Annotated in this window: 23 protein-coding genes; 10 read left to right on the forward strand and 13 right to left on the reverse strand. The window is 64.0% G+C overall.

Annotated features, from left to right (window positions below):
* Positions 1-114 precede the first annotated feature (114 nt).
* Entirely contained in the window at positions 115-735 is a 621-nt protein-coding gene (locus tag BO996_RS04375) for a glutathione S-transferase family protein (protein WP_013804599.1), read from the reverse strand.
* Positions 736-850: 115 nt separating this feature from the next.
* On the opposite strand from BO996_RS04375, the gene purB reads away from it, so the two are divergent.
* The 3 genes from purB (at position 851) to BO996_RS04390 (ending at position 3,901) form a co-directional block, all read left to right on the forward strand.
* A complete protein-coding gene (gene purB / locus BO996_RS04380; protein ID WP_034389767.1) occupies positions 851-2,230 on the forward strand; it encodes an adenylosuccinate lyase in 1,380 nt (459 codons plus the stop codon).
* Between the two features lie 195 nt (positions 2,231-2,425).
* Positions 2,426-3,313: an acyltransferase family protein gene (locus BO996_RS04385; protein ID WP_232240464.1), complete on the forward strand. Its 888-nt coding sequence runs from the start codon at positions 2,426-2,428 to the stop codon at positions 3,311-3,313.
* A gap of 27 nt (positions 3,314-3,340) precedes the next feature.
* On the forward strand, positions 3,341-3,901 hold the full coding sequence (locus BO996_RS04390) for a YaeQ family protein (protein WP_071954111.1): 561 nt from the start codon (positions 3,341-3,343) through the stop codon (positions 3,899-3,901).
* A gap of 25 nt (positions 3,902-3,926) precedes the next feature.
* On the opposite strand, the gene BO996_RS04395 is transcribed toward BO996_RS04390, so the two are convergent.
* From BO996_RS04395 to BO996_RS04405, 3 genes are all read right to left on the reverse strand, one after another.
* Positions 3,927-4,631 (reverse strand): N-acetyltransferase, encoded by a 705-nt coding sequence (locus BO996_RS04395; protein ID WP_071954112.1) that lies wholly within the window; start codon positions 4,629-4,631, stop codon positions 3,927-3,929.
* Between the two features lie 151 nt (positions 4,632-4,782).
* On the reverse strand, positions 4,783-4,917 hold the full coding sequence (locus BO996_RS29920) for a hypothetical protein (protein WP_256974509.1): 135 nt from the start codon (positions 4,915-4,917) through the stop codon (positions 4,783-4,785).
* Positions 4,918-5,042: 125 nt separating this feature from the next.
* Positions 5,043-5,474: a DUF3717 domain-containing protein gene (locus BO996_RS04405; RefSeq protein WP_012202788.1), complete on the reverse strand. Its 432-nt coding sequence runs from the start codon at positions 5,472-5,474 to the stop codon at positions 5,043-5,045.
* A 511-nt stretch (positions 5,475-5,985) separates the two neighbouring features.
* Between BO996_RS04405 and BO996_RS04410 the strand changes: the two genes are divergently transcribed.
* The 3 genes from BO996_RS04410 (at position 5,986) to BO996_RS04420 (ending at position 7,820) form a co-directional block, all read left to right on the forward strand.
* Complete coding sequence (locus BO996_RS04410) at positions 5,986-6,726, forward strand: TerC family protein (protein WP_012202789.1); 741 nt, start codon at positions 5,986-5,988, stop codon at positions 6,724-6,726.
* Positions 6,727-6,861: 135 nt separating this feature from the next.
* Positions 6,862-7,320, forward strand: a complete 459-nt coding sequence (locus BO996_RS04415; protein WP_013804594.1) for a hypothetical protein — start codon at positions 6,862-6,864, stop codon at positions 7,318-7,320.
* 152 nt (positions 7,321-7,472) lie between these two features.
* A complete protein-coding gene (locus BO996_RS04420; protein ID WP_012202791.1) occupies positions 7,473-7,820 on the forward strand; it encodes a phage holin family protein in 348 nt (115 codons plus the stop codon).
* Here the strand turns inward: BO996_RS04420 and BO996_RS04425 are convergent.
* Positions 7,794-9,419 (reverse strand): M48 family metalloprotease, encoded by a 1,626-nt coding sequence (locus BO996_RS04425; RefSeq protein WP_071954114.1) that lies wholly within the window; start codon positions 9,417-9,419, stop codon positions 7,794-7,796. The two genes, BO996_RS04420 and BO996_RS04425, sit on opposite strands and share 27 nt — an antisense overlap.
* 152 nt (positions 9,420-9,571) lie before the next feature.
* Here BO996_RS04425 and moaC point away from each other — a divergent pair, with 152 nt between their 5' ends.
* On the forward strand, positions 9,572-10,045 hold the full coding sequence (gene moaC / locus BO996_RS04430) for a cyclic pyranopterin monophosphate synthase MoaC (protein ID WP_071954115.1): 474 nt from the start codon (positions 9,572-9,574) through the stop codon (positions 10,043-10,045).
* A 24-nt stretch (positions 10,046-10,069) separates the two neighbouring features.
* On the opposite strand, the gene tfpZ is transcribed toward moaC, so the two are convergent.
* The 7 genes from tfpZ to sucC form a co-directional block, all read right to left on the reverse strand.
* Positions 10,070-10,840 carry a TfpX/TfpZ family type IV pilin accessory protein gene (gene tfpZ / locus BO996_RS04435; RefSeq protein ID WP_071954116.1) on the reverse strand — a complete coding sequence of 257 codons (771 nt, stop codon included), beginning with the start codon at positions 10,838-10,840 and terminating at the stop codon, positions 10,070-10,072.
* Between the two features lie 116 nt (positions 10,841-10,956).
* Positions 10,957-11,538 carry a pilin gene (locus BO996_RS04440; protein ID WP_071957022.1) on the reverse strand — a complete coding sequence of 194 codons (582 nt, stop codon included), beginning with the start codon at positions 11,536-11,538 and terminating at the stop codon, positions 10,957-10,959.
* Between the two features lie 224 nt (positions 11,539-11,762).
* Positions 11,763-12,473 (reverse strand): FHA domain-containing protein, encoded by a 711-nt coding sequence (locus BO996_RS04445; RefSeq protein ID WP_071954117.1) that lies wholly within the window; start codon positions 12,471-12,473, stop codon positions 11,763-11,765.
* A 245-nt stretch (positions 12,474-12,718) separates the two neighbouring features.
* A complete protein-coding gene (locus tag BO996_RS04450) occupies positions 12,719-13,501 on the reverse strand; it encodes a PP2C family protein-serine/threonine phosphatase (RefSeq protein ID WP_071954118.1) in 783 nt (260 codons plus the stop codon).
* A gap of 295 nt (positions 13,502-13,796) precedes the next feature.
* Entirely contained in the window at positions 13,797-14,489 is a 693-nt protein-coding gene (locus BO996_RS04455) for a TerC family protein (RefSeq protein WP_071954119.1), read from the reverse strand.
* A 166-nt stretch (positions 14,490-14,655) separates the two neighbouring features.
* Positions 14,656-15,549, reverse strand: coding sequence for a succinate--CoA ligase subunit alpha (gene sucD, locus BO996_RS04460; RefSeq protein WP_012202800.1), 894 nt, complete (start codon positions 15,547-15,549; stop codon positions 14,656-14,658).
* 20 nt (positions 15,550-15,569) lie between these two features.
* Positions 15,570-16,730, reverse strand: coding sequence for an ADP-forming succinate--CoA ligase subunit beta (gene sucC / locus BO996_RS04465; RefSeq protein ID WP_071954120.1), 1,161 nt, complete (start codon positions 16,728-16,730; stop codon positions 15,570-15,572).
* A gap of 436 nt (positions 16,731-17,166) precedes the next feature.
* Between sucC and argC the strand changes: the two genes are divergently transcribed.
* Genes argC through yddG form a run of 3 tightly spaced genes read left to right on the forward strand, consistent with a single transcriptional unit; the run spans position 17,167 to position 20,919 of the window.
* Positions 17,167-18,099 (forward strand): N-acetyl-gamma-glutamyl-phosphate reductase, encoded by a 933-nt coding sequence (argC, locus tag BO996_RS04470; RefSeq protein WP_071954121.1) that lies wholly within the window; start codon positions 17,167-17,169, stop codon positions 18,097-18,099.
* A 20-nt stretch (positions 18,100-18,119) separates the two neighbouring features.
* Complete coding sequence (locus BO996_RS04475) at positions 18,120-19,976, forward strand: hypothetical protein (protein WP_232240465.1); 1,857 nt, start codon at positions 18,120-18,122, stop codon at positions 19,974-19,976.
* Positions 19,977-19,998: 22 nt separating this feature from the next.
* Complete coding sequence (gene yddG, locus BO996_RS04480) at positions 19,999-20,919, forward strand: aromatic amino acid DMT transporter YddG (protein WP_071954123.1); 921 nt, start codon at positions 19,999-20,001, stop codon at positions 20,917-20,919.
* Here the strand turns inward: yddG and recX are convergent.
* Positions 20,916-21,392, reverse strand: coding sequence for a recombination regulator RecX (gene recX, locus BO996_RS04485; RefSeq protein WP_071954124.1), 477 nt, complete (start codon positions 21,390-21,392; stop codon positions 20,916-20,918). The genes yddG and recX overlap by 4 nt on opposite strands.
* Positions 21,393-21,395: the final 3 nt, after the last annotated feature.

Consider the following 21,395-nt stretch of genomic DNA (forward strand, 5'->3'; position numbering starts at 1 on the left):
TTATTCGTTTCGGGATGCTTCGCAACTTTTTTATGCCAGCAAAAAGGCCACCCATCGGGTGGCCTTTTTTGTTGCCGCTGCAACTGCAGTTGTCGTTGCGGGGGTGACCCGTTTTCAGGGCTGGGGCGGGCGTGTGGCCGCAAAGCTGGCGCGTTCCGCCAGCTTGGCCTGCAAGGTGGCCAGATTGGGGTGGTCGGCGCGCCAGTCCAGTTCGGGAAAGCGAAAGTCCAGCCAGCCCAGGGCACAGCCCACGCACACGTCGGCCAGGGTGAAGTGGATGCCGCAGCAATAGGGCTTGTCGCCCAGGCCCTGGGACATTACGTTCAGTGCGGCGCGCACCTTGGCCAGCTGGCGGTCTATCCAGGCCTGGCAACGCTGCTCTTCGCTGCGGCCATCCCAGGTGGCTTCGAGGCGGGCCAGCGCTCCGGCGTCCAGCACGCCATCGGCCAGGGCTTCCCAGGTCTTGATCTCGGCACGCTCGCGGCCTGTGCCGGGGATCAGCTTGCCTACCGGGGAAAGTGTGTCCAGATATTCGACGATCACGCGCGAGTCGAACATGGCATCGCTGCCGTCCATGACCAGGCGCGGCACCTTGCCCAGCGGGTTGCCGGTGCCCGGCGACAGCTCGCGGCTCCAGGGGTTTTCCTCGACGAACTGATAGTCGAGCCTTTTCTCGGCCAGTACGACGCGTACCTTGCGTACGTAGGCGCTGGTGGAGGAACCTATCAGTTTCATGGCTGTTTTCCGTGGCGAAGAGGCGGCCCATGGGCGGGCAGCCGATTCTATGCGCTGCCCGGCGATCTCCCCCTACAGCCCCCGTTTTTGCCGCGCGCACCTACAATCACGGCCCATGAATCTGCCGCACATCTCCGCCCTGTCCCCGCTCGACGGCCGCTACGCCGCCAAACTGTCTCCTCTGCGCCCGATCATGAGCGAGATGGGATACATGCACCGCCGCGTGCAGGTGGAGGTGACCTGGTTCATCGCCCTGTCGGACGCCGGCTTTGCCGAGTTCAAGCCCCTGACCGAAGGCGCCCGCGTCTATCTGCAGGATCTGGTGAAGAACTTCTCCGAGGCCGATGCCGTGGCCATCAAGGACATCGAAAAGACCACCAACCACGACGTCAAGGCCGTGGAGTACTGGATCAAGGGCAAGTTCGACGGCCGTCCCGAACTGCTCAAGGCCGCCGAATTCGTGCATTTCGCCTGCACCAGCGAAGACATCAACAACACCAGCCATGCGCTGCAACTGCGCGCCGGTCGTGACAGCGTGCTGCTGCCGGCCTTGACGGGCATCACCGCCAAGCTGCGCGAGATGGCCCACGCCTACGCGGCCGTTCCCATGCTCAGCCGCACGCACGGCCAGACCGCCAGCCCCACCACCGTGGGCAAGGAAATCGCCAACGTGCTGGTGCGCCTGGAAAAGGCCTCTGCCCGCATCGCCGAGGTCAAGCTCCTGGCCAAGATGAATGGCGCCGTCGGCAACTACAACGCCCATCTGTCGGCCTGGCCCGAGTTCGACTGGGAAGCCTTCAGCAAGAAGGTGATCGAGTCGCCCGAGCCCCAGGGCCTGGGCCTGAGCTTCCAGCCCTACTCGATCCAGATCGAGCCGCATGACTACATGGCCGAGCTGTTCGACGCCATCGCGCGCGCCAACACCATCCTCATCGACTTCTCGCGCGATGTCTGGGGCTATGTATCCCTGGGCTACTTCAAGCAGCGCCTGAAGGCCGGCGAGATCGGCTCGTCCACCATGCCGCACAAGGTCAACCCCATCGACTTCGAGAATGCCGAAGGCAACCTGGGCCTGGCCAACGCCCTGCTCAAGCACCTGGCCGAAAAGCTGCCCATCTCGCGCTGGCAGCGCGACCTGACCGACTCCACCGTGCTGCGCAACATCGGCGTGGCCATGGGCTATGCCACGCTGGCCTACAGCTCGCTGATGACGGGCCTGAACAAGCTCGAACTCAACGAAGAGCGCCTGCAGGAAGACCTGGATCACGCCTGGGAAGTCCTGGCCGAGCCCATCCAGACCGTCATGCGCCGCTACGGCGTGCAGGGCGCCTACGAAAAGCTCAAGGAAGTCACGCGCGGCAAGACCGTGCAGGCCGAAGACCTGCACCGCCTGATCAACGGCCTGGAAATCCCCCAGGCCGACAAGGATCGCCTGCTGGCCATGACGCCTGCCTCCTATGTGGGCAAGGCGGCCGAGCTGGCCCGCCGCGTCTGAGTTGATGCAGGTGATCCCAGGGTCCGAAACTGCCCTGCGCTCCAACAATTTCGATGCATTCAGGCTGCTGGCAGCCCTGCTGGTCATTTGGAGCCACCAGTTCGCGGTCCTTGGGCGGCCTATCCCGAAGCTGCTTTACGACGAGCCCGGAGCAGTCGGCGTTGTCGTTTTTTTGCCATCAGCGGCTATCTGGTGATGCTGTCCTGGCTGGCAGATCCACACCTGGGCCGATTCGCGATGCGCAGGGTGTTGCGCATTTGGCCGGGCTTGACTGCTGCCGTGGCCTTGTGTGCGCTGGCACTGGGGCCGCTGGTGAGTTTGCTGTCCTTGGATGCGTATTTCGCGCATCCGCTGACCTGGAGCTATTTCAGCAATCTCTGGCTGCAGACGCGATATGAGCTGCCTGGCGTATTTGAGACGAATGTGCTGCGCACAGCAGTCAACGGCCCGCTGTGGACCATTCCTCTGGAGGTCAGCTGCTATGTGGCGCTGGCCGCGGCGGGCGCTCTGGGCCTGCTGCGTTGGCGTCATACCGCACCCTTGATCTTTGTGGCATTGATGGTGGCACTATGGCGGCGCTACAGCATCGCTCCCGGTGAGCCCATGCCTGAATGGTCGTTCGCGCTGCAGTATGCGATGGTGTTCTCGCTCGGCGCCACGCTGGCATGCTGGCGCCATCTCTGGATCTCCCGGCGGATGCTGGCCCTTGCCTTATTGCTGGCTGGCTGCGTGCTGCTGCATGCCAAAGGACCTCTGATCCTGGTGCTGCAAGCGCCTTTGCTGGCAATGGCCGTGCTCGCGGTGATGCTGGGCTCCGCCAGCACACCCCTGCTGCGACAAGCTGGTCGCTTTGGTGATTTGTCTTACGGCCTGTACATTTACGCCTTTCCCGTTCAACAGACAGTGGTCTGGTACTTTTCAGGCCGGATCGGTTTTGGTGCGGCGCTGGCCTGCAGTCTTGTGGGGGCTGGCCTATTGGCGATGCTGTCCTGGCACCTTGTTGAAAAGAAGGCGCTGGCCTTCAAGCCACGCAAGCCGACTGCCTCCTCCTCCCTCCATATTCCTGCGCATCTGTCCTCCTGAAGGCCATGCGCTGTCCCTGATTTTCTCATGGCCCTCAAATCCACCATCTTCAAGGCGAACCTGTCCATCGCCGACATCGACCACGGCTACTACGCCGACCATGCGCTGACCCTGGCGCGCCATCCCAGCGAGACGGACGAACGCATGATGGTGCGCCTGGTGGCCCTGGCCCTCAACGCACACCAGCTCAATGACATGTGCAAGGGCGACGGCACGCTGGCGTTTGGTGCAGGCCTGTCCGATCCCGAAGACCCCGATGTCTCGCTGACCGACTTCACGGGCGCCAAGCGCCTGTGGATCGAGGTCGGCCAGCCCGAAGAAAAGCCCATCGCCAAGGCCTGCAACAAATCCGATGCGGTGGTGCTCTACGCCTTCCACCATGCGGCCGAGGTCTGGTGGAAGGGCCTGGAGGGCAAGCTGGCGCGGCTGAGCAAGCTGCAGGTCTGGCGCATTCCCTCCGAAACATCCCAATCCCTGGCGGAACTGGCCGAGCGCAGCATGCAGCTGCAGGCCACCATCCAGGAAGGCGCGCTGACGCTCAGCAGCAACCTGGGCACGGTCTTCATCGAGCCGCTGCGCTGGAAGTAAACGGGCTCCCGCTCAAGTCCACGTTTCAACCCGGCAACTGCATCCGGACGGCCTGGGCGAAGGACTCCACGGTCCAGCCCGCGCCCAGCAGCATGCGGCGCGTGGACAGGCGGTCCATGACATCGTCCGGCACATTGCGGCCCAGATGGATGAGCGACTTGCTGTCCGCAATGCCCACATATCGGCCGTCATAGCTTCGCGCCAGATGGTTCCACAGGCCGTGGGCGCCCGGCGACTGGCGTGCGCCGCTGACCAGGCAGGTGCCTTTGTCCAGCACGCTGCGATACACGGTGCTGGCAATGCCGCGCCGCTGGTAGTCCGGAGCAAAGCGCGAATGCGGCGAGCGCACGCGGCGGTCGGTGCGCTTGTCCACCTCGACCAGGCGATTGAACACCGTGTAGCCGGCCAGGCAGCGCCGCTCCATGTCTTCCACGTAGGCAAACCATTCGCCGTCGGCTTCACGCCAGTGCAGCTGGAACTGCGGGTCGTGCAACGGGCGGCGCTCCAGGCCATGGAGCTTGTTGCCGGGCTGGTACAGGCGCTCGTGAATGGCTTCGAGCTCGCCCTCCACCAGCGGCTGCATCACGTCGATGCGCAGCTCGGTGACGTGGCGTGGCGCGCAGCGGGGCAGGGCGCGCTGCGCCACGGTATCGCTCAGATGGCGCAAGAGCGTGGAAAAAGAGGTGTCGGCAAAAGAGGGCCCGGCTGGGGCAAGGGCTAGACAGGTCACGGCAGGGCTCGCTTCGTCGGCTGGCCGTCGGCTGGCCTTGAGGCCGGGCAGACGCGTGAAAATCCAACCGCCTTCAGCCCAGGGATGAAGGCGGCGCAAGAAGAGCGGATTCAGTGAAGCGACGCTGCCCGGTTCCGCGCAGGGCAGCGCATCAAGACCGTGCGGCCTGTCGGGGGCCGATGTTCAGCCGTGCCGCATCACGCTCGCGCAGGCGCGTGGCTGTGGCGGGCCAGGCCTTGCCGGCCGGCACGCGCGTCTCGCCCGCATCACGTGCCGTGAGGCGCAAGCAAAGGCGGAGGTGGCTGGGGCGGTAAGCGGCGGTCTGCAGCATGGCGGCCGATGTTAGGCCGTCTGGAACATCGCACTGGTCCGGTGCGGTATCCGGCAGATCAGCTGGCAATCAACCAGCAATCAGCCAGAGTCACGCGATGTGTCCGTGCGCTCGGCCGCACGTTCTGCATAGCGGGTGAAACGCCAGGAGTCGCCCTCTGCCGTGATCCTGCGCCAGACCATCCGCTTTTGTGCCGGCTCCATCGCGGTCCACAGCTGCACTTCGTCAAAGCTGCGGCCGCAGCCCTTGCATCTTTCGTCGCCCTGGCTGGTGGAGCAGATGGCGATGCAGGGCGTATCGGGCGTGGTGTCGTACCAGGCCAGCCAGGCCGCCATGGCGTGCGAGGGAAAGCCCTCAACCTGTACTTCGCTCTCATGCCAGAAGATCATCAGCGCGTACACCTCGGCCAGGGCTCGTACTTCGGGCTGCAGCAGCACGCCGTCCGGGGACGGATGGCGCTCACGCCAGTAGTTGATGGCGGCTTCGATGTCGGTGATGTGCAGTGCGGTCATGGACGGTCAGGGGGAAGGGACAGCGATGATAAGACGCCTGCCCGCGCACGGTCGGGCACGGCTGCAACACTCCGTTGGTTCAAGGGTTGCTATGGATAGTGAAGCATTTGAGGTAGGCAGATGAATGGTCTGGGGGATGCGCGACTTGTGCTTCCCGTGGAAATGAAGGGTTTTTTCACTTGCGTGCCGTGGCGGCTTTGTGTTGCAATCCACAGGTTCGAAGGGGAGTAGCTCTCTGCCGGCGTGGGTGGTTTTTGCAAAGCCACCGTGCCGGCATCGGAATGGTCGTCAATACGAAGCGCAAGCTTCCGGCCTTCCGGGTTGCGGTGCATACCGCAGCCGAGCAAGACCTTTGATGGACCTGATGACGGTCGATCAATGTGTTCTCCCCTGAGCCAGGCATGTCCTTGCCCGGGTAGGCGCTGCGGCGTTGCATCGGTCTTTCTGTGCCGGTGGGTGTTTCTCCAGGAGGGAGGAGTTCTCGCCGGCCTTACTCAACAGCGAGGACCTTATGGACTTGGACTTTCTGACTCACGCCCCGTTCTGGGTGGCCCTGGGCCAAATCATCATCATCGACATCCTGCTGGGCGGCGACAACGCGGTCGTGATCGCGCTGGCCTGCCGCAAGCTGCCGCCCGAGCAACGCAAGAAGGGCATCATCTGGGGCACGGCGGGTGCCATCATCCTGCGCGTCATCCTGATCGCCTTCGCGATGACATTGCTGGCGCTGCCCTTCCTGAAGTTCGTCGGCGCACTGCTGCTGGTGTGGATCGGCATCAAGCTGATTGCCCCTGATGAAGACGGCCACGACAACATCCAGGGCAGCGATAAGCTGCTGGCCGCCATCAAGACCATCATCGTTGCCGACCTGGTGATGAGCGTGGACAACGTGATCGCCATCGCCGGCGCTGCCCAGAGCTCGGGCGAGCACCAGATGCTGCTGGTCGTGCTGGGCCTGTTGATCTCCATCCCCATCATCGTCTGGGGCTCGCAGCTCGTGATCAAGCTGATGGAGCGCTTCCCCATCATCATCGTGGCCGGCGGCATGCTGCTGGGCTGGATTGCCGGCGGCATGCTGGTCACCGACCCCGTCTTCGCCAATACGGAGAAGTGGGACTGGATGGTCAAGCTGCCCCAGACCGACATGCTCAAGTACGGTGCCAGCGTGTTCGGAGCCCTGCTGGTGCTGGCACTGGGCAAGTACATCGCTTCGCGCCGTCCTGCTCCCAAGGCCGGTGCCCACGGAGCCTGATCCGCTGAAAAGTTGAGGTGGGCGCCGGGTTGGCCCGATGGGCCGCCCGCGCCGATTCGCGACAATCCATGGCAAGGGCGGCCTCGGCCGCCTGCCTCCCCCTCTCCCGCAAACCCAGTTCGACAAGGACTTGCTTTGAACCCCATCATCGTCTACGTGGATGACGCTTCCTACGCTCTGCCTCTGGTACAGGCCCTGGCCGCCTCGCCGCAGGCCCAGGCCTCGCACTGGCTGCTGGTGGCCTGCGCACCGCGCATTACCCACCGGGTCAGCAAATGGGTGAGCCACAGCGCGCGCGAAAGCTGGCGCGGCAAGTGGGCGGACAAGCTGTTCGCCCAATTGCTGCCGGTGTTCGGTGACAGCGCTGGCAGGATCACGCCGGTGCTGGCCAAGGGCCCGCTGGCCGAACTGGTGGCCCAGCTCCAGCAGGAGCACGGCACGGCCCAGATCGTCGATGCACGCCGCCCCAAGCAGGAAGCTACGGCTCCCGCCGTGGCGCCTGCCGCCCCGCTGGGCCGGCGCTGGAATCTTCCGGGAACGCTGGCGGCCATCGGCGCGCTGATGGGCTTGGTGTTCGAGGAAGCGATGATCTAAAGGCTGGCGTCTGCCTGGCCGCTCTGGTCAGGCGATCACTTTCAGGGCGGCATCCCGAAAAACGGGATGCCGTTTTTCATGGGGCTCTCCGGTACACGGTTTCCAGTGCGCCGCCTCAACCCGGATCTGCCGGCTGCTGCTATGCTGCCCGCATGAAAATCCTGATCAAATGGCTGCTCAGCGCCGGTGCCCTGCTGGTCGTGGCCTATCTTTATGGTGGCGTGCAGGTCAACAGCTTCAGCTCGGCCATGATCGCGGCGCTGGTCATCGGCCTGCTCAATGCGGTGCTGCGCCCCATCCTCGTGGTGCTGACGCTGCCCGTGACCATCGTGACGGTCGGGCTGTTTCTCTTCGTGGTCAACGGACTGATGTTCTGGGCAGCCTCAGGCCTGCTCAGCGGCTTTCACGTCGCGGGCTTCTGGGCGGCCATGCTAGGCGCGCTCATCTACTCGCTGCTGGGCCTGGCCATCGAATCACTTCTCGCGCGCCTGTTCCCTTAGCAGCTCCTCCACGGCACGCAGCCGCGTGTCCACGATGGAGGCTTCAATGAAATCCACCTTGGGCCCGCCCTTGCGGGCCAGGTCCTGCGCGGCCTTGAAACGGTCGACTGCCGCCGCGTAGTCGTAGTGCGCGACCTGGGCCTCGGCCTCGGCGCGCAGCGCGCGCAACTCCTGGCCCTGGGCGCGCTGCACCTGGGCCAGCAACTGCCAGGCGCTGGCATCACGCGGGTGGTCCGTCACCCAGGTCTGCAGCGGGCCCGCCATGCTGGCGGCGCCTTGCTCGCGCAGCAGGATCTGTGTGCGCATCAGCAATTCCGGCCTGCGCACGGCGCGGTTTTCGACCACATTGACGGTGGCCAGGCTGGGGCCGCTCTCCGTTGTCTTGGCGGGGATGGATTCCGTGGGATTAGCTTGGGCAGGCGCAGCTGCCGGCAGGTAGAGCGGTGGCAACGCCTGCAACGCGGCACCGGGCTTGCCGGCCGTCAGCTCCAGTTCGGCCTGCAGCAGCTTGGCCTGCCGCTGGGCACTGGCATCTGCGGCGGTTGCCACTTGAAGGCGCCCGGACATTTCCCGCGCCTCGGCCCAATCGCGCAATTGCACGGCGCTCAGCGTGGCGGCATATAGCTGCGCCACCTGCTGGGTTTGGGTTTGGCTGCCAAAGCTGGTGGAGCGCGGCTGCTCGGCCCACTGGCGCAGCACATCCACGCCGGGGCGCGACAGCACGCGGGCCCGTGCGGCCATCATCACGTGTTCCAGGGATGGTGCTGGCGCAGGCGCAACGCCACGCGGCAGGCGCGAATGCATGTCGGCCATGCGTTCCGTGGTCAGCGGATGGCTGCGCAGATAGGGCCAGCTGCCGTTGTCATTCAGGCGGTTGGCCTGCTGCAGCTTGTCGAACATGGTCACAAAGCCCTGCGGCGCGAAACCTGCCGGCGCCATCAGCCCGTAGCCCATGCGGTCGGCCTCGCGCTCCATGTCGCGCGAAAAATTCAACTGGTTCTGCACGGCCAGCGCCTGGCCGCCCATCATCATGGCCATGGCGGCATCGGGGCTGCGGCTGGCGGCCAGGGCGCCCAGAATCATCGAGCCGATCATCAGCGGCGTCTGCTTGCCCTGCTGGGCAATGAGTCGCGCAATATGGCGCTGCGTGACGTGGCTCAGCTCGTGTGCCAGCACCGATGCGAGCTCGTCGCGTGTGCTCACCACGCCGATCAGGCCCAGGTGCACCCCCAGATAGCCGCCGGGCAGCGCAAAGGCGTTGACCGATCGGTCCCGCCCCAGCAGGATTTCCCAGGCAAAGCGCTCTTCCAGCTCATCCGACAGCTCGCCACGCGTGCGTGCCGCATCGACCAGATGCTGCCAGATGCCTTCCACATATTCCTGCAGTACCGCATCGTCGATGTAGTCCGGATCGCGGTACAGCGAGCGGATGATGCGGTCACCCAGGCGCCGCTCGTCGCTGGTCGTCGTGGCCGCGCCGTCGCCCAGCGTGGGCAGGCGCAACTGGGCCTGTGCGGGGGCATGCGTTGCGATGGTGAGAGAGGCCGCCAGCAACTGCAGGCCGACGGCGATACGTGTCTTCAGGCGTGATGGGCGCATGGGCAGGTAAGAACCAAGGGGCCGGGCCCGTGCATCGGCACGGGGCGGTGAAACACCCCACTATGATGCCTCGGTTCGCCGAACGTTCACGGCAGGACTGACCAGCGTGTCAGGACTGCCGTAGACCGGCCCGTGCATTTTTTGGAGTTGCCATGTCTTCCCTCACCCATTTCGACGCCCAGGGCCAGGCCCACATGGTCGATGTCGGCGCCAAGCCTGCCACCCACCGCATCGCGGTCGCCGAAGGCCGCATCACCATGCAGCCCGCCACCCTGGCCATCATCCAGAGCGGCACCGCCAAGAAGGGCGACGTGCTGGGCATTGCGCGCATCGCCGGCATCATGGCTGCCAAGAAGACCAGTGACCTGATTCCGCTGTGCCATCCGCTGGCGTTGACGCGGGTGGCAGTGGAGTTTGATCCGTTGCTAGATGTATCTTCCGTTCGTTGCGTGGCAACCGTGGAAACGGTAGGACCTACGGGGGTTGAGATGGAGGCCCTGATCGCCGTGCAGGTCGCCCTGCTCACCGTCTATGACATGTGCAAGGCGGTGGACAAGGGCATGGTGATGGAGGGGATCAGGGTGCTGGAAAAGCGCGGAGGGAAGTCGGGGGATTTTGTGGCGTAACCAGCCGCCACTGGCGTGGTCTGGTCAGAATCCGTCTACATGCACGAATGCAATCGGCTGTGCGCTTGCTTTGTCTAGCAAGGCCACCCAGTCCGTGGCGCGGTAGCTCGTGACAGGGAGCCAGAGCAGATTTTCGGAAGATTGCCTGCTTTCAATGACGGCCTTTTCGATCTTGTCTGCATTCACCGGATTTTTCTTCAACAGAAGGTCCAAGGGGTATGCTTTGGACTTGACCTGGGGTACGACGGACGCATAGCTGGTCCACCAATCCGGGCGAAATGCGGGGTCAATGCCTTGCAGCGAAAGTTCCAAGCCTTGCATCATTTCTTCATTATCGACAGGGCCTCTTGTTCCTATTAGCCGTACGCCTCGCCAGGACAGGTCATGCAGCCGATTTTCACCAGTCTTCAGCTTTTCCTTCTGAATATCTGCATATGTGACCACATGCAGGCGATCCACCTCGAATGCCAGATAGACGGGGCGCGCCTGCCACAGGGCATGCAAGCCGTAAATCAGGGCGGCCAGCTGTATCAGTGCAATCAGTCCCAGATCCTGCAACAACTCGCGTCGTGGCTTGGTTGGCGCGTATAGAACGGCAGTCAGCAGAGGGCCGCACACCACATCCACGCAAACTACAAGCCAGAAAAGGGAGCTGCCACCCGCCAGTTCCCTGTAGGGATAAGGGAACCACAGATAAAAAACAAGAAAACCCGCGATGGCAGCAATACTCAGGCTGATCAAAAAATGCAGCAGGGCCGCTCGCAGCGCAAACTTGATTCTAGGCCGAACTTGCATGAATGGTGCTTTGGGTGGGATTATTGGATAATAATATGGTGGAGATCATTCCATCATCAATAAAAAAGGGGGAGTGCCAAGCACTCCCCTTTAGCAGATCGATGGATTCTCTAGAATTAACGGCACTCTGCGGGCGCAAGCTTCATGGGGAGCGTAGCAGCATTGATAAGAGCAACGGCAAAGGGGGATGTAGCGCCAGCGGCACGGCACTTCCACTTGATGCTGTCGTTCGGAGGAGTAAAGGCGCCAGTGCCGACAGGCAGAGCCACTTCGGTACCGACAGGGCCGACATAAGGAATCAGAACCAGCAAATTGGAGCCAGCGGTTTCCACTCGTGTGCTGTAGGGGATGGTGATCTCTCCATTGGCGGGTTCAATACGAAGTGCGGTGCCGACAGCGGTTGTAGTATTCAGATAACCAGCGGGAGCTACTGCAGCCAAGCCCAGCACGTTGTCCGATGTCGTGGGGGGGACATATCCAGAACCATAGCCTTCTGTATCGGCTGCCACAGCACCCTTTGCGGCAATATCCGCAACATTTTGCTTCGCAGCGCCCGCCTGCACCAGACCTTCTGAAACGCGTGCACGCTTGGTGTAGTCCTGGTATGCCGGCAGCGCAACGGCTGCCAAAATGCCGATGATCGCCACAACGATCATCAATTCGATCAAGGTAAAACCTTGCTGGATGGAACGCTTCATGAACTTCTCCTCATAGGGGGTTGATTGCATGCTCTATCGAGCAAGAGCCGTGCCAATTGCGCCTTGAGGCCAAGGTTCGCGCATGTGTATTGTTTGGTTGCAAATTACACGGTTGATCGACATTCTCTGACAAATCGATCCAATTTTGCGTGACATTTTTGTCAAGGATGGTGAGCTTGCCAACGAAGCAACAGCGAACCTTGTCAGTGGATCAAGAGGGTCCCTCACGCCACCAGGAACTGCATCTGCGTGCCTGCCAGCTCCACCGTGTCTCCGTGCTGCAGCGGCATGGCGCGGCGGCCGATTTCCTGGCCGTTGAGCTTGAGGCTGAGGGCGTCACCTTCCAGCTGGGCGAGCACGAAGCCGTGGTGCTTCTGGGTGATGGAGGCGACCGCCACGCCGGGCTTGCCCAGGGTGGTGACGACTTTGACCAAGGGGACTTCGCGGCCAGCGGCGTTGCCGTTGAGCATGCGGATGGCAGCCTGGCGCGTGGCCAAGCCAGCCATCGAAGGCGGCAGTGTGTGGTCGAAGCCTGAGGGCGTCTGGGTGCTGAACTGCGATGGCAGGTCTTCCGCCAAGGGGGCTGGGCGGGTTGCCTCCACTGCTGCGGCAATGGCCGCCAGTGCCGAGCGCGAGGAGGCGCTGACTTGCTGCTGCACGAAACGTATCTTGTACTTGCCGATGTCCAGCAGGTCGCCGTGGTTCAGGGTCTGGCGCAGTATGGGCTGGCCGTTGACATAGGTGCCGTTGGTGCTGCGCAGGTCTTCGATGATGACGGTGCCGTCGACGATGCTGAGGACGGCGTGCTCGCCGCTGACGGCGAGGTTGTCGATCACGATGTCGTTGTAGGGGCGGCGTCCCAGCGTGGTGCGCTCCTTGGTCAGCTGCACTTCCTTGATGACGGCGCCGTCGATGGAGATGACCAGGGTCGGCATGCTCAAAGTTCCTTTGTTATGCCCGGCTTGCACCCATCCACTGGGCGATCCGGAGCTGGGGTGTATCTAAATATTATGTCTGCGGCCTGCGCGCGCAGAGGTCTGCCATCGTATTTGATACAGACTATGGATTGTCTTTTCCTGATTGTTGGATTTGCAATCATTTTTAACAATTGGAACCTGCAAGGGCGGTGCAGGCAAGCGCGTCCATCGGTTGGGATCTGCCGTCGATCGCTGTGTGGGGCTCAATCGAGGGAAGTGCTGGCTGTAGGGGGCGGGCTGGCCTGTATCTCGATCAGCGCTGCGCTGATGTTGTCGTTTCCGCCGGCTTCATTGGCGGCGGCGAGCAGCGAGGTCAGCAAGACGGGCAGCGGGCTGGATTGGGTGAACAGGGCGGCGATGGCTTGGTCATCGAGCATGTCGGTGAGGCCGTCGGAGCACAGCAGGATGCGGTCGCCGGGTTGCAGCGGCCATTCATTGAAATCGGGAGTGACGTCCGGCGTGACGCCCAGGGCCTGGGTGAGCAGGTGGCCCAGGCCGGATTGCCGAGCTTCGTGGTCCTGGATGCGGCCTGCGTCGATTTCTTCCTGGAGCCAGGTGTGGTCTCGGGTCAGGCGCAGCAGTTGACCCTCGCGCCAGCCGTAGGCCCGCGAGTCGCCAAGGTGGGCGAGCATCAGCAGACCTGGCAGCAGGGCTGCGGCAATGATGGTGGTGCCCATGCCGCGGCAGCCCGGTGTTTCCCGGGCAGCCGTAAGAATGGCGGCGTTGGCCAGGTTCAAGGCATTGGCCAGTGACTGCTGCAATTCCTTGCGGGCTTGCGGAGTGTTGGCTGCCGGTGCCTCGGTGGCTACGCTTTGCAGTGCCACTGAGACCAGGCTGATGGCCATGGCGCTGGCGACTTCGCCGGCGTTGTAGCCGCCCATGCCATCGGCCAGCACCGCAATGGGCCAGGGCTGGGCGCTGGGGTGGATGGTGACCGCATCCTCGTTGTTGTCACGGCGCCGGCCCACATCGGTGCGCGCAACCATGGCGCAGTGTTGCGCAGGGACTGCCTGTCGGCAGGGCTGGTCCGGGGTCTTGGGTGCGCTGGGCATGGTGGCGAAGGGCGGGCGCGGCGGTGTTGCCATCAGTCCCTGTGTGCAGATGCAATGGTGAAGCCGGTGCACAGCGTAATTGAAAACAGTGCTCCCAAGTGCCAAGAATGGGCCGGTGTAGCGGCTCGTCAGCTTGACGCCACATCAAGAACGGACCCTCACAAAGCAAAAACGCACTGCCGAGGCAGTGCGTTGTGGAGGTGGCGAGGGGCCGCCGCCTGCGGTGGTATCAGGCCTGTGCCGCGTGCTTGGCGCCGGAGTGCGACTGCAGGAGCTTGCCAATGCCGACGACCAGCACGGCACCAGCGGCAGCCGCCACGTAGTGCAGCCAGGGGTGGCTGATGGCGTAGTCGTGCAGCAGGCGGTCGTTGACGATGGTTTCTCCGCCGACCCAGCCGATCAGGGCAGCGCCCAGCGTGATGATGACGGGGAAGCGCTCCATGAGCTTGATCATCAGCGTGGAGCCGAAGATCACCAGCGGGATGCTGATGGCCAGGCCCAGGATCAGCAGGACCATGTTGCCCTGCGCCGTGGCGGCCACGGCGATCACGTTGTCCAGGCTCATCACCAGGTCGGCGATCAGGATGGTGCGGATGGCGACCATCATGCTGCCGTGACCCTTGGATTCGCCTTCATCATCTTCTTCGCCGGTCAGCAGTTGCAAGCCGATCCACAGCAGCAGACAGCCGCCCACGATCTGCAGGAAGGACAGCTCCAGCAGCTTGGCCGCGACCACGGTCAGGATGATCCGCAGCACCACGGCGGCGCCGGAGCCGAACATGACGGCTTTCTTTTGCTGTGCGGGGGGCAGCGAGCGTGCTGCGAGGGCGATGACGACGGCGTTGTCGCCAGACAGAATGATGTTGATCCAGACGATCTTCAACAGGCCGATCCAGAAATCGGCGCTTTGCAGGTATTCCATGGTTTCTCCACTGTTATGAGTTGAAAAGCGCCAGGGCGGTGGCCTCTGGCGCTTTTTCTTTTTTGGAGTCGTCAGTGTAGGGCGGACTTGCCGCCTTACCGATTCGTAATTCTGCGTAATTTTTTCCTGGGGCGAACCCCAGGATGTCGCGCAGAACCGGTGCCGCTTAGATCAGGCCCTTGAGCAGGCGACCCATTTCGGAAGGATTGCGGGTGATGACGAAACCGCACTCTTCCATGATGGCCAGCTTGGCGTCGGCCGTGTCGGCACCGCCGGAGATCAGCGCGCCGGCGTGGCCCATGCGCTTGCCGGGAGGGGCGGTGACACCAGCGATGAAGCCGACGATCGGCTTCTTCATGTTGTCCTTGCACCAGCGGGCAGCTTCGGCTTCGTCGGGACCGCCGATTTCGCCGATCATGATGACGGCGTCGGTGTCGGGATCGTCGTTGAAGGCCTTCATCACATCGATGTGCTTGAGACCGTTGATCGGGTCACCGCCGATGCCCACGGCCGACGACTGGCCAATGCCCAGTTCGGTCAGCTGTGCCACGGCTTCATAGGTCAGCGTGCCGGAGCGGCTGACCACGCCAATGCGGCCCTTCTTGTGGATGTGGCCGGGCATGATGCCGATCTTGATCTCGTCGGGCGTGATCAGGCCGGGGCAGTTGGGGCCCAGCAGCAGGGTGCGCTTGCCGCCTGCGGCTTCCTTGGCGCGCATCTTGTTGCGCACTTCCAGCATGTCACGGACGGGGATGCCTTCGGTGATGCAGATGGCCAGGTCCAGGTCGGCTTCCACGGCTTCCCAGATCGCGGCGGCAGCGCCTGCGGGGGGAACGTAGATCACGGAGACCGTGGCGCCCGTGCCTTGCGCGGCTTCCTTGACGGAGGCGTAGATTGGCACGTCGAAGATCTTTTCGCCGGCCTTCTTGGGGTTCACACCGGCCACGAAGCAGTTCTTGCCGTTCGCGTATTCAATGCACTTTTCAGTGTGGAACTGGCCCGTCTTGCCCGTGATGCCTTGGGTGATGACCTTGGTGTCTTTGTTGATGTAGATCGACATGGTGTTTTCTCCGGGCCTGCTTACTTGACGGCTTCGACGATCTTGGTGGCCGCTTCGGCCATCGTGTCGGCGCTGATGATGGGCAGGCCGGACTCGGCCAGCATCTTCTTGCCCAGTTCTTCGTTCGTGCCCTTCATGCGCACGACCAGGGGCACTTGCAGGTTCACGGCCTTGCAGGCAGTGATCACGCCAGTGGCGATGGTGTCGCACTTCATGATGCCGCCGAAGATGTTGACCAGAATGCCTTCGACCTTGGGGTTCTTGAGCATGATCTTGAAGGCTTCGGTGACCTTCTCGGGGGTGGCGCCGCCGCCCACGTCCAGGAAGTTGGCCGGCTCGCCGCCGAACAGCTTGATGGTGTCCATGGTGGCCATGGCCAGACCTGCACCGTTGACCAGGCAGCCGATGTTGCCGTCCAGCGAGATGTAGGCCAGATCGAACTTGGAGGCTTCGACTTCAGCGGGATCTTCTTCGTCCAGGTCGCGCAGGGCCACGATTTCGGGCAGGCGGAACAGGGCGTTGGCGTCGAAGTTGAACTTCGCGTCCAGGGCAACCACGTTGCCCTTGCTGTCACGGTTCAGCGGGTTGATCTCGACCAGCGAGGCATCCGTGTCCATGTAGCACTTGTAGAGCTTCTGGCAGATGTCGATGAACTGGGCGGTGGAGTCGGCAGGCATGCCGATGCCCTTGGCCAGTTCTTCGCCTTGGGCCTGGGTCAGGCCGACCAGGGGGTCAACGAAGATGGTGATGATCTTCTCGGGAGTGGAGTGGGCCACTTCCTCGATGTCCATGCCGCCTTCGCTGGAAGCGATGAAGGCCACCTTCTGCGTGCCGCGATCGGTCACGCACGACAGGTAGTATTCCTTCTGGATGTCGGCGCCGTCTTCGATGTACAGGCGGCGGACCTTCTGGCCTTCGGGGCCGGTCTGGTGCGTGACCAGCTGCATGCCCAGGATCTGGCCAGCCAGTGCCTTGACGTCGTCAATGGTCTTGGCGACCTTCACGCCGCCGCCCTTGCCGCGACCACCAGCGTGGATCTGGGCCTTCACGACCCACACGGGGCCGCCGAGCTTCTGGGCGGCCTCGACGGCCTCTTGCACTGTGAACGCAGGGATACCGCGAGGTACAGGCACACCAAACTGACGCAAGATGTCCTTGCCTTGGTATTCATGAATCTTCATGATGTCTCTCTCAAACAAATAGGGGGGGATTGACCCGGTAGCCCTGGGGTGCTGCCTCAAGGCGGAGTGACCTGGCAATCGCCGAATGTACCATGCTGCACTGCGCCATCCGACACGCCCCCATGCGCAGAATCCACAATTTCCTGCGGGCCAAGCAGCATGTCAGGAACTGTGCAATGCATTGATATGTCAGGGAAAAGACGGTTTCCCGACATTTCTTTCAGGCGCCACAGCTCTTTTGTCTTATAGAGGATCTGCAGACGGCGTTGCCCGCCGTTTGTAACAGGCGCATGTCAGCGCGCCCTTGGTCGCCGCTGCCAACCGTTTTGCGACAACGGGCGCAGGGGGACCCGGTTTCGGTGAGAATCCGCAGCTGGAACGCGGCAATGGTGCCGCAGCGGCTCCAGGAGGGCCGCGCAGCAGGAGAAATACAGCGATGGCAAAAGTCTTTATCGATGGCGAAGCAGGCACGACAGGGCTGCAGATCCGTGAGCGTCTGGTCGATCTGTCCGGCGTGGAGCTGGTCAGCATTGCCCCCGAGCTGCGAAAGGATCCTGCCGCCAAGCGTGCGCTGATCGCCGGCGTGGACTTGGTCATCCTGTGCCTGCATGACGATGCCGCGCGCGAGACCGTGGCCATGGTCGATTCCATCGAGGCCGAGACCGGCCGCACTATCAAGATCATCGATGCATCCACGGCCCACCGCGTGGCGCCCGACTGGGTGTATGGCTTTCCGGAGCTGCGTGCCGGCCAGCTTGAGGCGGTCAAGACTGCCAAGCGCGTGTCCAACCCCGGCTGCTATGCGACGGGAGCCATCGCGCTGCTGCACCCGCTGGTTGCCGCGGGCCTCATCCCTGCCGACCACGGCCTGAGCCTGCCCTCGGTGTCCGGCTATTCGGGCGGCGGCCGCAGCATGATCGAAGCCTATGAGGCCGGCACGGCCGCGCCTTACGAGGCCTACGCGCTGGGCCTGACGCACAAGCATATGCCCGAGATCCTGCAATACACCGGCTTGACGCGCCGCCCGGTGTTCATTCCCGCCGTGGGCAATTTCCGCCAGGGCATGCTGGTGCAGCTGCCGCTGCATCTGGACCTGCTGCCGGGCGCGCCCAAGGCGGCTGACCTGCACGATGCGCTGGCCTCCCACTACGCGGCCACCAACACGCCGGAGCAATGGGTGTCGGTGCTGCCGCCCACCGAGGACATGAAGCTGGCCGCCGACACGCTGACGGACACCAACAAGCTGGAGCTGCGCGTGTTCGCCAATGAGCAGTACCGCCAGGCCGCGCTGATCGCCCGCCTGGACAACCTGGGCAAGGGCGCCAGCGGCGCCGCCGTGCAGAACCTGCAGATCATGCTGGGCCTGTGAGGCCCCCCGCGCCCCCGTCCTTGCCGGGCCGGCGCGGTCCGGTCTGGGGTCATGTCCTGGCCCTGGCCGTGCTGTGCCTGCTGGTCGTTGTGTTTGCCTGGAAGCTGCGGCCTGCATTGCCGTCTTCATCGCGCCTGCTGCTGAGTCCGCTGCTGGGCAATATGGAGGCCTGTCTGGTGCAGAACGGGCTGCGCGAGGACTTCCCCAGGGAATTTCAGCAGATACCCGCCAGTTGCCTGGGTCCGCAGGGCTCGGCCGCAGAAATGGTGAAAGCCACGCTGCAGCGCCTGGGCCGGCCCCAGGGCGAACTGGACCTGGGCTATACGCTCAGCGTGCCGCTGCTGCGCTATGTGCAGTGGAATGGCCAGGCCTGGGAGGTCCGGGGCGAGGCGCTGGACCGCGTGGTGCGCACGGTGGCGCAGGCGCACCGGCCCGTGGTGCTGTATCTGTTCGCCACGCATTTCGAGGTGCACTCCAAGGCCGAGGAGCGCCTGGCCGCCGATCCCGCCAATCTTGCGTGGACACCCAAGGGGCCACTGCCGCTGGACAGCTATCTGGGCGCGCGCATCTTCCCGTGGTCGGTCGCGCGGCAGGACAACGAAGTCACGCGCGTGCGCAAACTGGTCGTCGATGCCCTGGCCGAGCGCATATGCGCCGCAGGCGATGCCGCCATGCACCAGCTGCGCGCCCTCACCGTGCTGGGCGAGACGCACCAGCTGTTCCCGGGATTCGAGGCCGGCATGGGGTTCGCGGCCGAAGGCTATGCGGTCACCGACTACAGCCCGGCCTCCGTGGCGGGCTTCCATGCATTCCTGCGCCAGCGCTATGGCGACATCGCGCGGCTCAATGCCCATCTGAAGTCCGGCTTTGCCAGCTTCGACGCGGTCGAGCCGCCATCGCGCAACATCCGCAGCGAGCCGCTGCAGAACTTCTTCCAGCACATCGACAGCTATGCGGCCGGCACCGTGCCCGTGTCCGGCTGGGTCCACTCGCCCGATGCGAAGCTGCAAAAGCAGCTGGCCGTGGCCGTCTTCGTGGACGGGCATCCTTACTCGCACGCCCCCGTGCACATGCACCGCCAGGACGTGGCTCAGGCCAAGCCCGGGTTCCTCACGCCCGATGTGGGCTGGCGTGCCGACATCCGCTATCCGGCGCTGGGCGAGGGCCTGCACCGCATCGACGTGGTGCTGCAGGCCGGGGGACGCAGCCTGGGCCTGCTGGCCACGCGCCAGATCGCCGTGATGGACCGCAACCAGGGTGAGCCCAGGCCCCATGCCGCTGAGGCCTTGCCCGACTTCGGCAGGCTGCCGGACGGCGTGGAATTCTGGGTGGACAGTCCGCAGGACCGGCTGGCGCTGTTCTACAACCCGCTGGTCACGGACTGGAACGATTTCCGCGAGCAGCAGGTGGCCGACTACATCCAGGGCTTTTCCGAGCACATCGGCCACGGCTGCCTGGGCCGGGTTCCTCGCTTTGCCCACCAGCTCAACCCCCATGCGAATCCGAGCTGGGATGCCAACCGCTATGCCGTGGAGCGCAGCCTGCAGCGCATGCCGGGGCTGTCCCTGGGTGTCAGCCTGTACGGCGAAGATACCTACGGCCCGCTGGTCGGCCAGATGCTGCGCCGCTATGGCCACACGGCCTATGGCGTGACGGAGTTCCATCCGCTGGTGGCCCTGTCGCCGCAGCGGCTGGAGAAAGTGCTGACCATGCACCGCCGCCAGGGCGCGCGCTTCCTGTCCTTCTTCATGGAAGCCCGGCCCGAGGATGCGACGGGCACGCAGTCCAGCAACGAGTTCTCGTTCGATGCGGACAACACCGCGCATGGCTCGGATGCGCTGTACCACTCGCTGCGCCAGCTGCTGCAGCCGCACTGATCTGCCGCGCGCAGCCATCGACGTGTCTTCCCCGCAGAACAACTCCCCCGTGGCCGCCGGCCGGGCCACCGCCATCGGACTGCTGGCCGTGGTGTGCTGGAGCTGCACCGTGGGCCTGATGCGCTCGGTGGCCGAGCCGCTGGGCGCCGTGGGCGGCGCAGCCATGCTCTACACGGTCAGCGCCCTGTGCGTGGCCGCCGTGCGCGGCCTGCCCAGGCCCTCGCAGTGGCGGGCCATGCATCCGGCCTACTTCTGGGGCTGCGGCCTGCTGTTTGCGGTCTACGAGATCTGCCTGTCGCTGGCGATTGGCCTGGCGCAGGACCGCGCCCAGGCACTGGAGCTGGGGCTGATCAATTACCTGTGGCCCAGCCTGACCATCGTCTTGGCCGTGCTGCTGCGCCAGCAGAATGCGCGCTGGTGGCTGTGGCCTGGCGTGCTGCTGTGCCTGTGGGGGCTGACGCGCGTGCTGGGCGGCGACTCGCTGCAACTGCGGGGCATGGCGGACCACATGCTGTCCAACCCGCTGGCGTATGGACTCGCTTTTGGCGCGGCCCTGCTGTGGCCCTGCTATTCGCTGGCTGCGCGGCGCTGGGGCGGTGGCCACAATGCCGTGGGCCTTTTCCTGATATGGACCGCGCTGGCGTTGTGGATCAAATGGCTGTGGCTGGGCGGTGAAGGCGGCATGCAATGGTCGGGCACCGTGGTGCTTCAATTGCTGGCCGTGGGCGGGCTCACCGCCCTGGGCTACAGCTGCTGGGAGCACGGCATACAGCACGGGCATCTGGCCGTGATGGCTGCAGCGTCGTACTTCACGCCCGTGTTCTCGGCGCTGCTGGCCAGTGCCTGGCTGCAGGTGCAGCCGGGCTGGGGCTTCTGGCAGGGCGTGGTGCTGGTGACCGTGGGGTCGCTGGTGTGCTGGGGTGCGACCCGGCGCGCAGACTAGCCTTCGTCCTCTGCTCCTGCATCCCAGTCTTCGCTGCGGCCCCGCAGCACCTTGCTCGCAATTTCTCCTCCAAAACCGCGCGCAGCCAGAAAGCGCATCTGCTTGAGTCGTTCCTGCGGTGTGGCCGGTGGTGCGTCGAAGCGCTGGCGCCATACGGCAAGGGCGCGCTGCAGTTCGGTGGCACGCAGTTGCTCTGCGGCGGCGCGCACCAGGCCGTCGTCCAGTCCCTTGTTGCGCAACTCCTGCACCACGCGTGCCGTGCCAAAGCGCGCGGCCTTGCGGTGCAGCACGGACTCGGCCACGCGCTGGGCACTGATGAAGCCGCGCTGCTCCAGCGCGTCGAGCATGGCGCCCAGGTCTTCGCCTTCCTCCACATGGGGGGCGAGCTTGCGTTCCAGCTCCAGCCGTGAATGTTCGCGCTGGCCCAGCAGCTTGAGCGCCCGGCCCTTGAGCGACAGCTTGGCGAATCCCATGCG

Origin of the sequence: Delftia sp. HK171 (assembly GCF_001886655.1) — a bacterium.
Classification (GTDB): Bacteria; Pseudomonadota; Gammaproteobacteria; order Burkholderiales; family Burkholderiaceae_C; genus Comamonas; species Comamonas acidovorans.

What these genes read in the sequence shown, in the direction of transcription:
- BO996_RS04375 (WP_013804599.1), bottom strand. Translation starts at nt 735, where the DNA reads ATGAAACTGATAGGTTCCTCCACCAGCGCCTACGTACGCAAGGTACGC.
- purB (WP_034389767.1), top strand. Translation starts at nt 851, where the DNA reads ATGAATCTGCCGCACATCTCCGCCCTGTCCCCGCTCGACGGCCGCTAC.
- BO996_RS04385 (WP_232240464.1), top strand. Translation starts at nt 2,426, where the DNA reads ATGCTGTCCTGGCTGGCAGATCCACACCTGGGCCGATTCGCGATGCGC.
- BO996_RS04390 (WP_071954111.1), top strand. Translation starts at nt 3,341, where the DNA reads ATGGCCCTCAAATCCACCATCTTCAAGGCGAACCTGTCCATCGCCGAC.
- BO996_RS04405 (WP_012202788.1), bottom strand. Translation starts at nt 5,474, where the DNA reads ATGACCGCACTGCACATCACCGACATCGAAGCCGCCATCAACTACTGG.
- BO996_RS04410 (WP_012202789.1), top strand. Translation starts at nt 5,986, where the DNA reads ATGGACTTGGACTTTCTGACTCACGCCCCGTTCTGGGTGGCCCTGGGC.
- BO996_RS04420 (WP_012202791.1), top strand. Translation starts at nt 7,473, where the DNA reads ATGAAAATCCTGATCAAATGGCTGCTCAGCGCCGGTGCCCTGCTGGTC.
- BO996_RS04425 (WP_071954114.1), bottom strand. Translation starts at nt 9,419, where the DNA reads ATGCGCCCATCACGCCTGAAGACACGTATCGCCGTCGGCCTGCAGTTG.
- moaC (WP_071954115.1), top strand. Translation starts at nt 9,572, where the DNA reads ATGTCTTCCCTCACCCATTTCGACGCCCAGGGCCAGGCCCACATGGTC.
- tfpZ (WP_071954116.1), bottom strand. Translation starts at nt 10,840, where the DNA reads ATGCAAGTTCGGCCTAGAATCAAGTTTGCGCTGCGAGCGGCCCTGCTG.
- BO996_RS04440 (WP_071957022.1), bottom strand. Translation starts at nt 11,538, where the DNA reads ATGAAGCGTTCCATCCAGCAAGGTTTTACCTTGATCGAATTGATGATC.
- BO996_RS04445 (WP_071954117.1), bottom strand. Translation starts at nt 12,473, where the DNA reads ATGCCGACCCTGGTCATCTCCATCGACGGCGCCGTCATCAAGGAAGTG.
- BO996_RS04450 (WP_071954118.1), bottom strand. Translation starts at nt 13,501, where the DNA reads ATGGTTGCGCGCACCGATGTGGGCCGGCGCCGTGACAACAACGAGGAT.
- BO996_RS04455 (WP_071954119.1), bottom strand. Translation starts at nt 14,489, where the DNA reads ATGGAATACCTGCAAAGCGCCGATTTCTGGATCGGCCTGTTGAAGATC.
- sucD (WP_012202800.1), bottom strand. Translation starts at nt 15,549, where the DNA reads ATGTCGATCTACATCAACAAAGACACCAAGGTCATCACCCAAGGCATC.
- sucC (WP_071954120.1), bottom strand. Translation starts at nt 16,730, where the DNA reads ATGAAGATTCATGAATACCAAGGCAAGGACATCTTGCGTCAGTTTGGT.
- argC (WP_071954121.1), top strand. Translation starts at nt 17,167, where the DNA reads ATGGCAAAAGTCTTTATCGATGGCGAAGCAGGCACGACAGGGCTGCAG.
- recX (WP_071954124.1), bottom strand. Translation starts at nt 21,392, where the DNA reads ATGGGATTCGCCAAGCTGTCGCTCAAGGGCCGGGCGCTCAAGCTGCTG.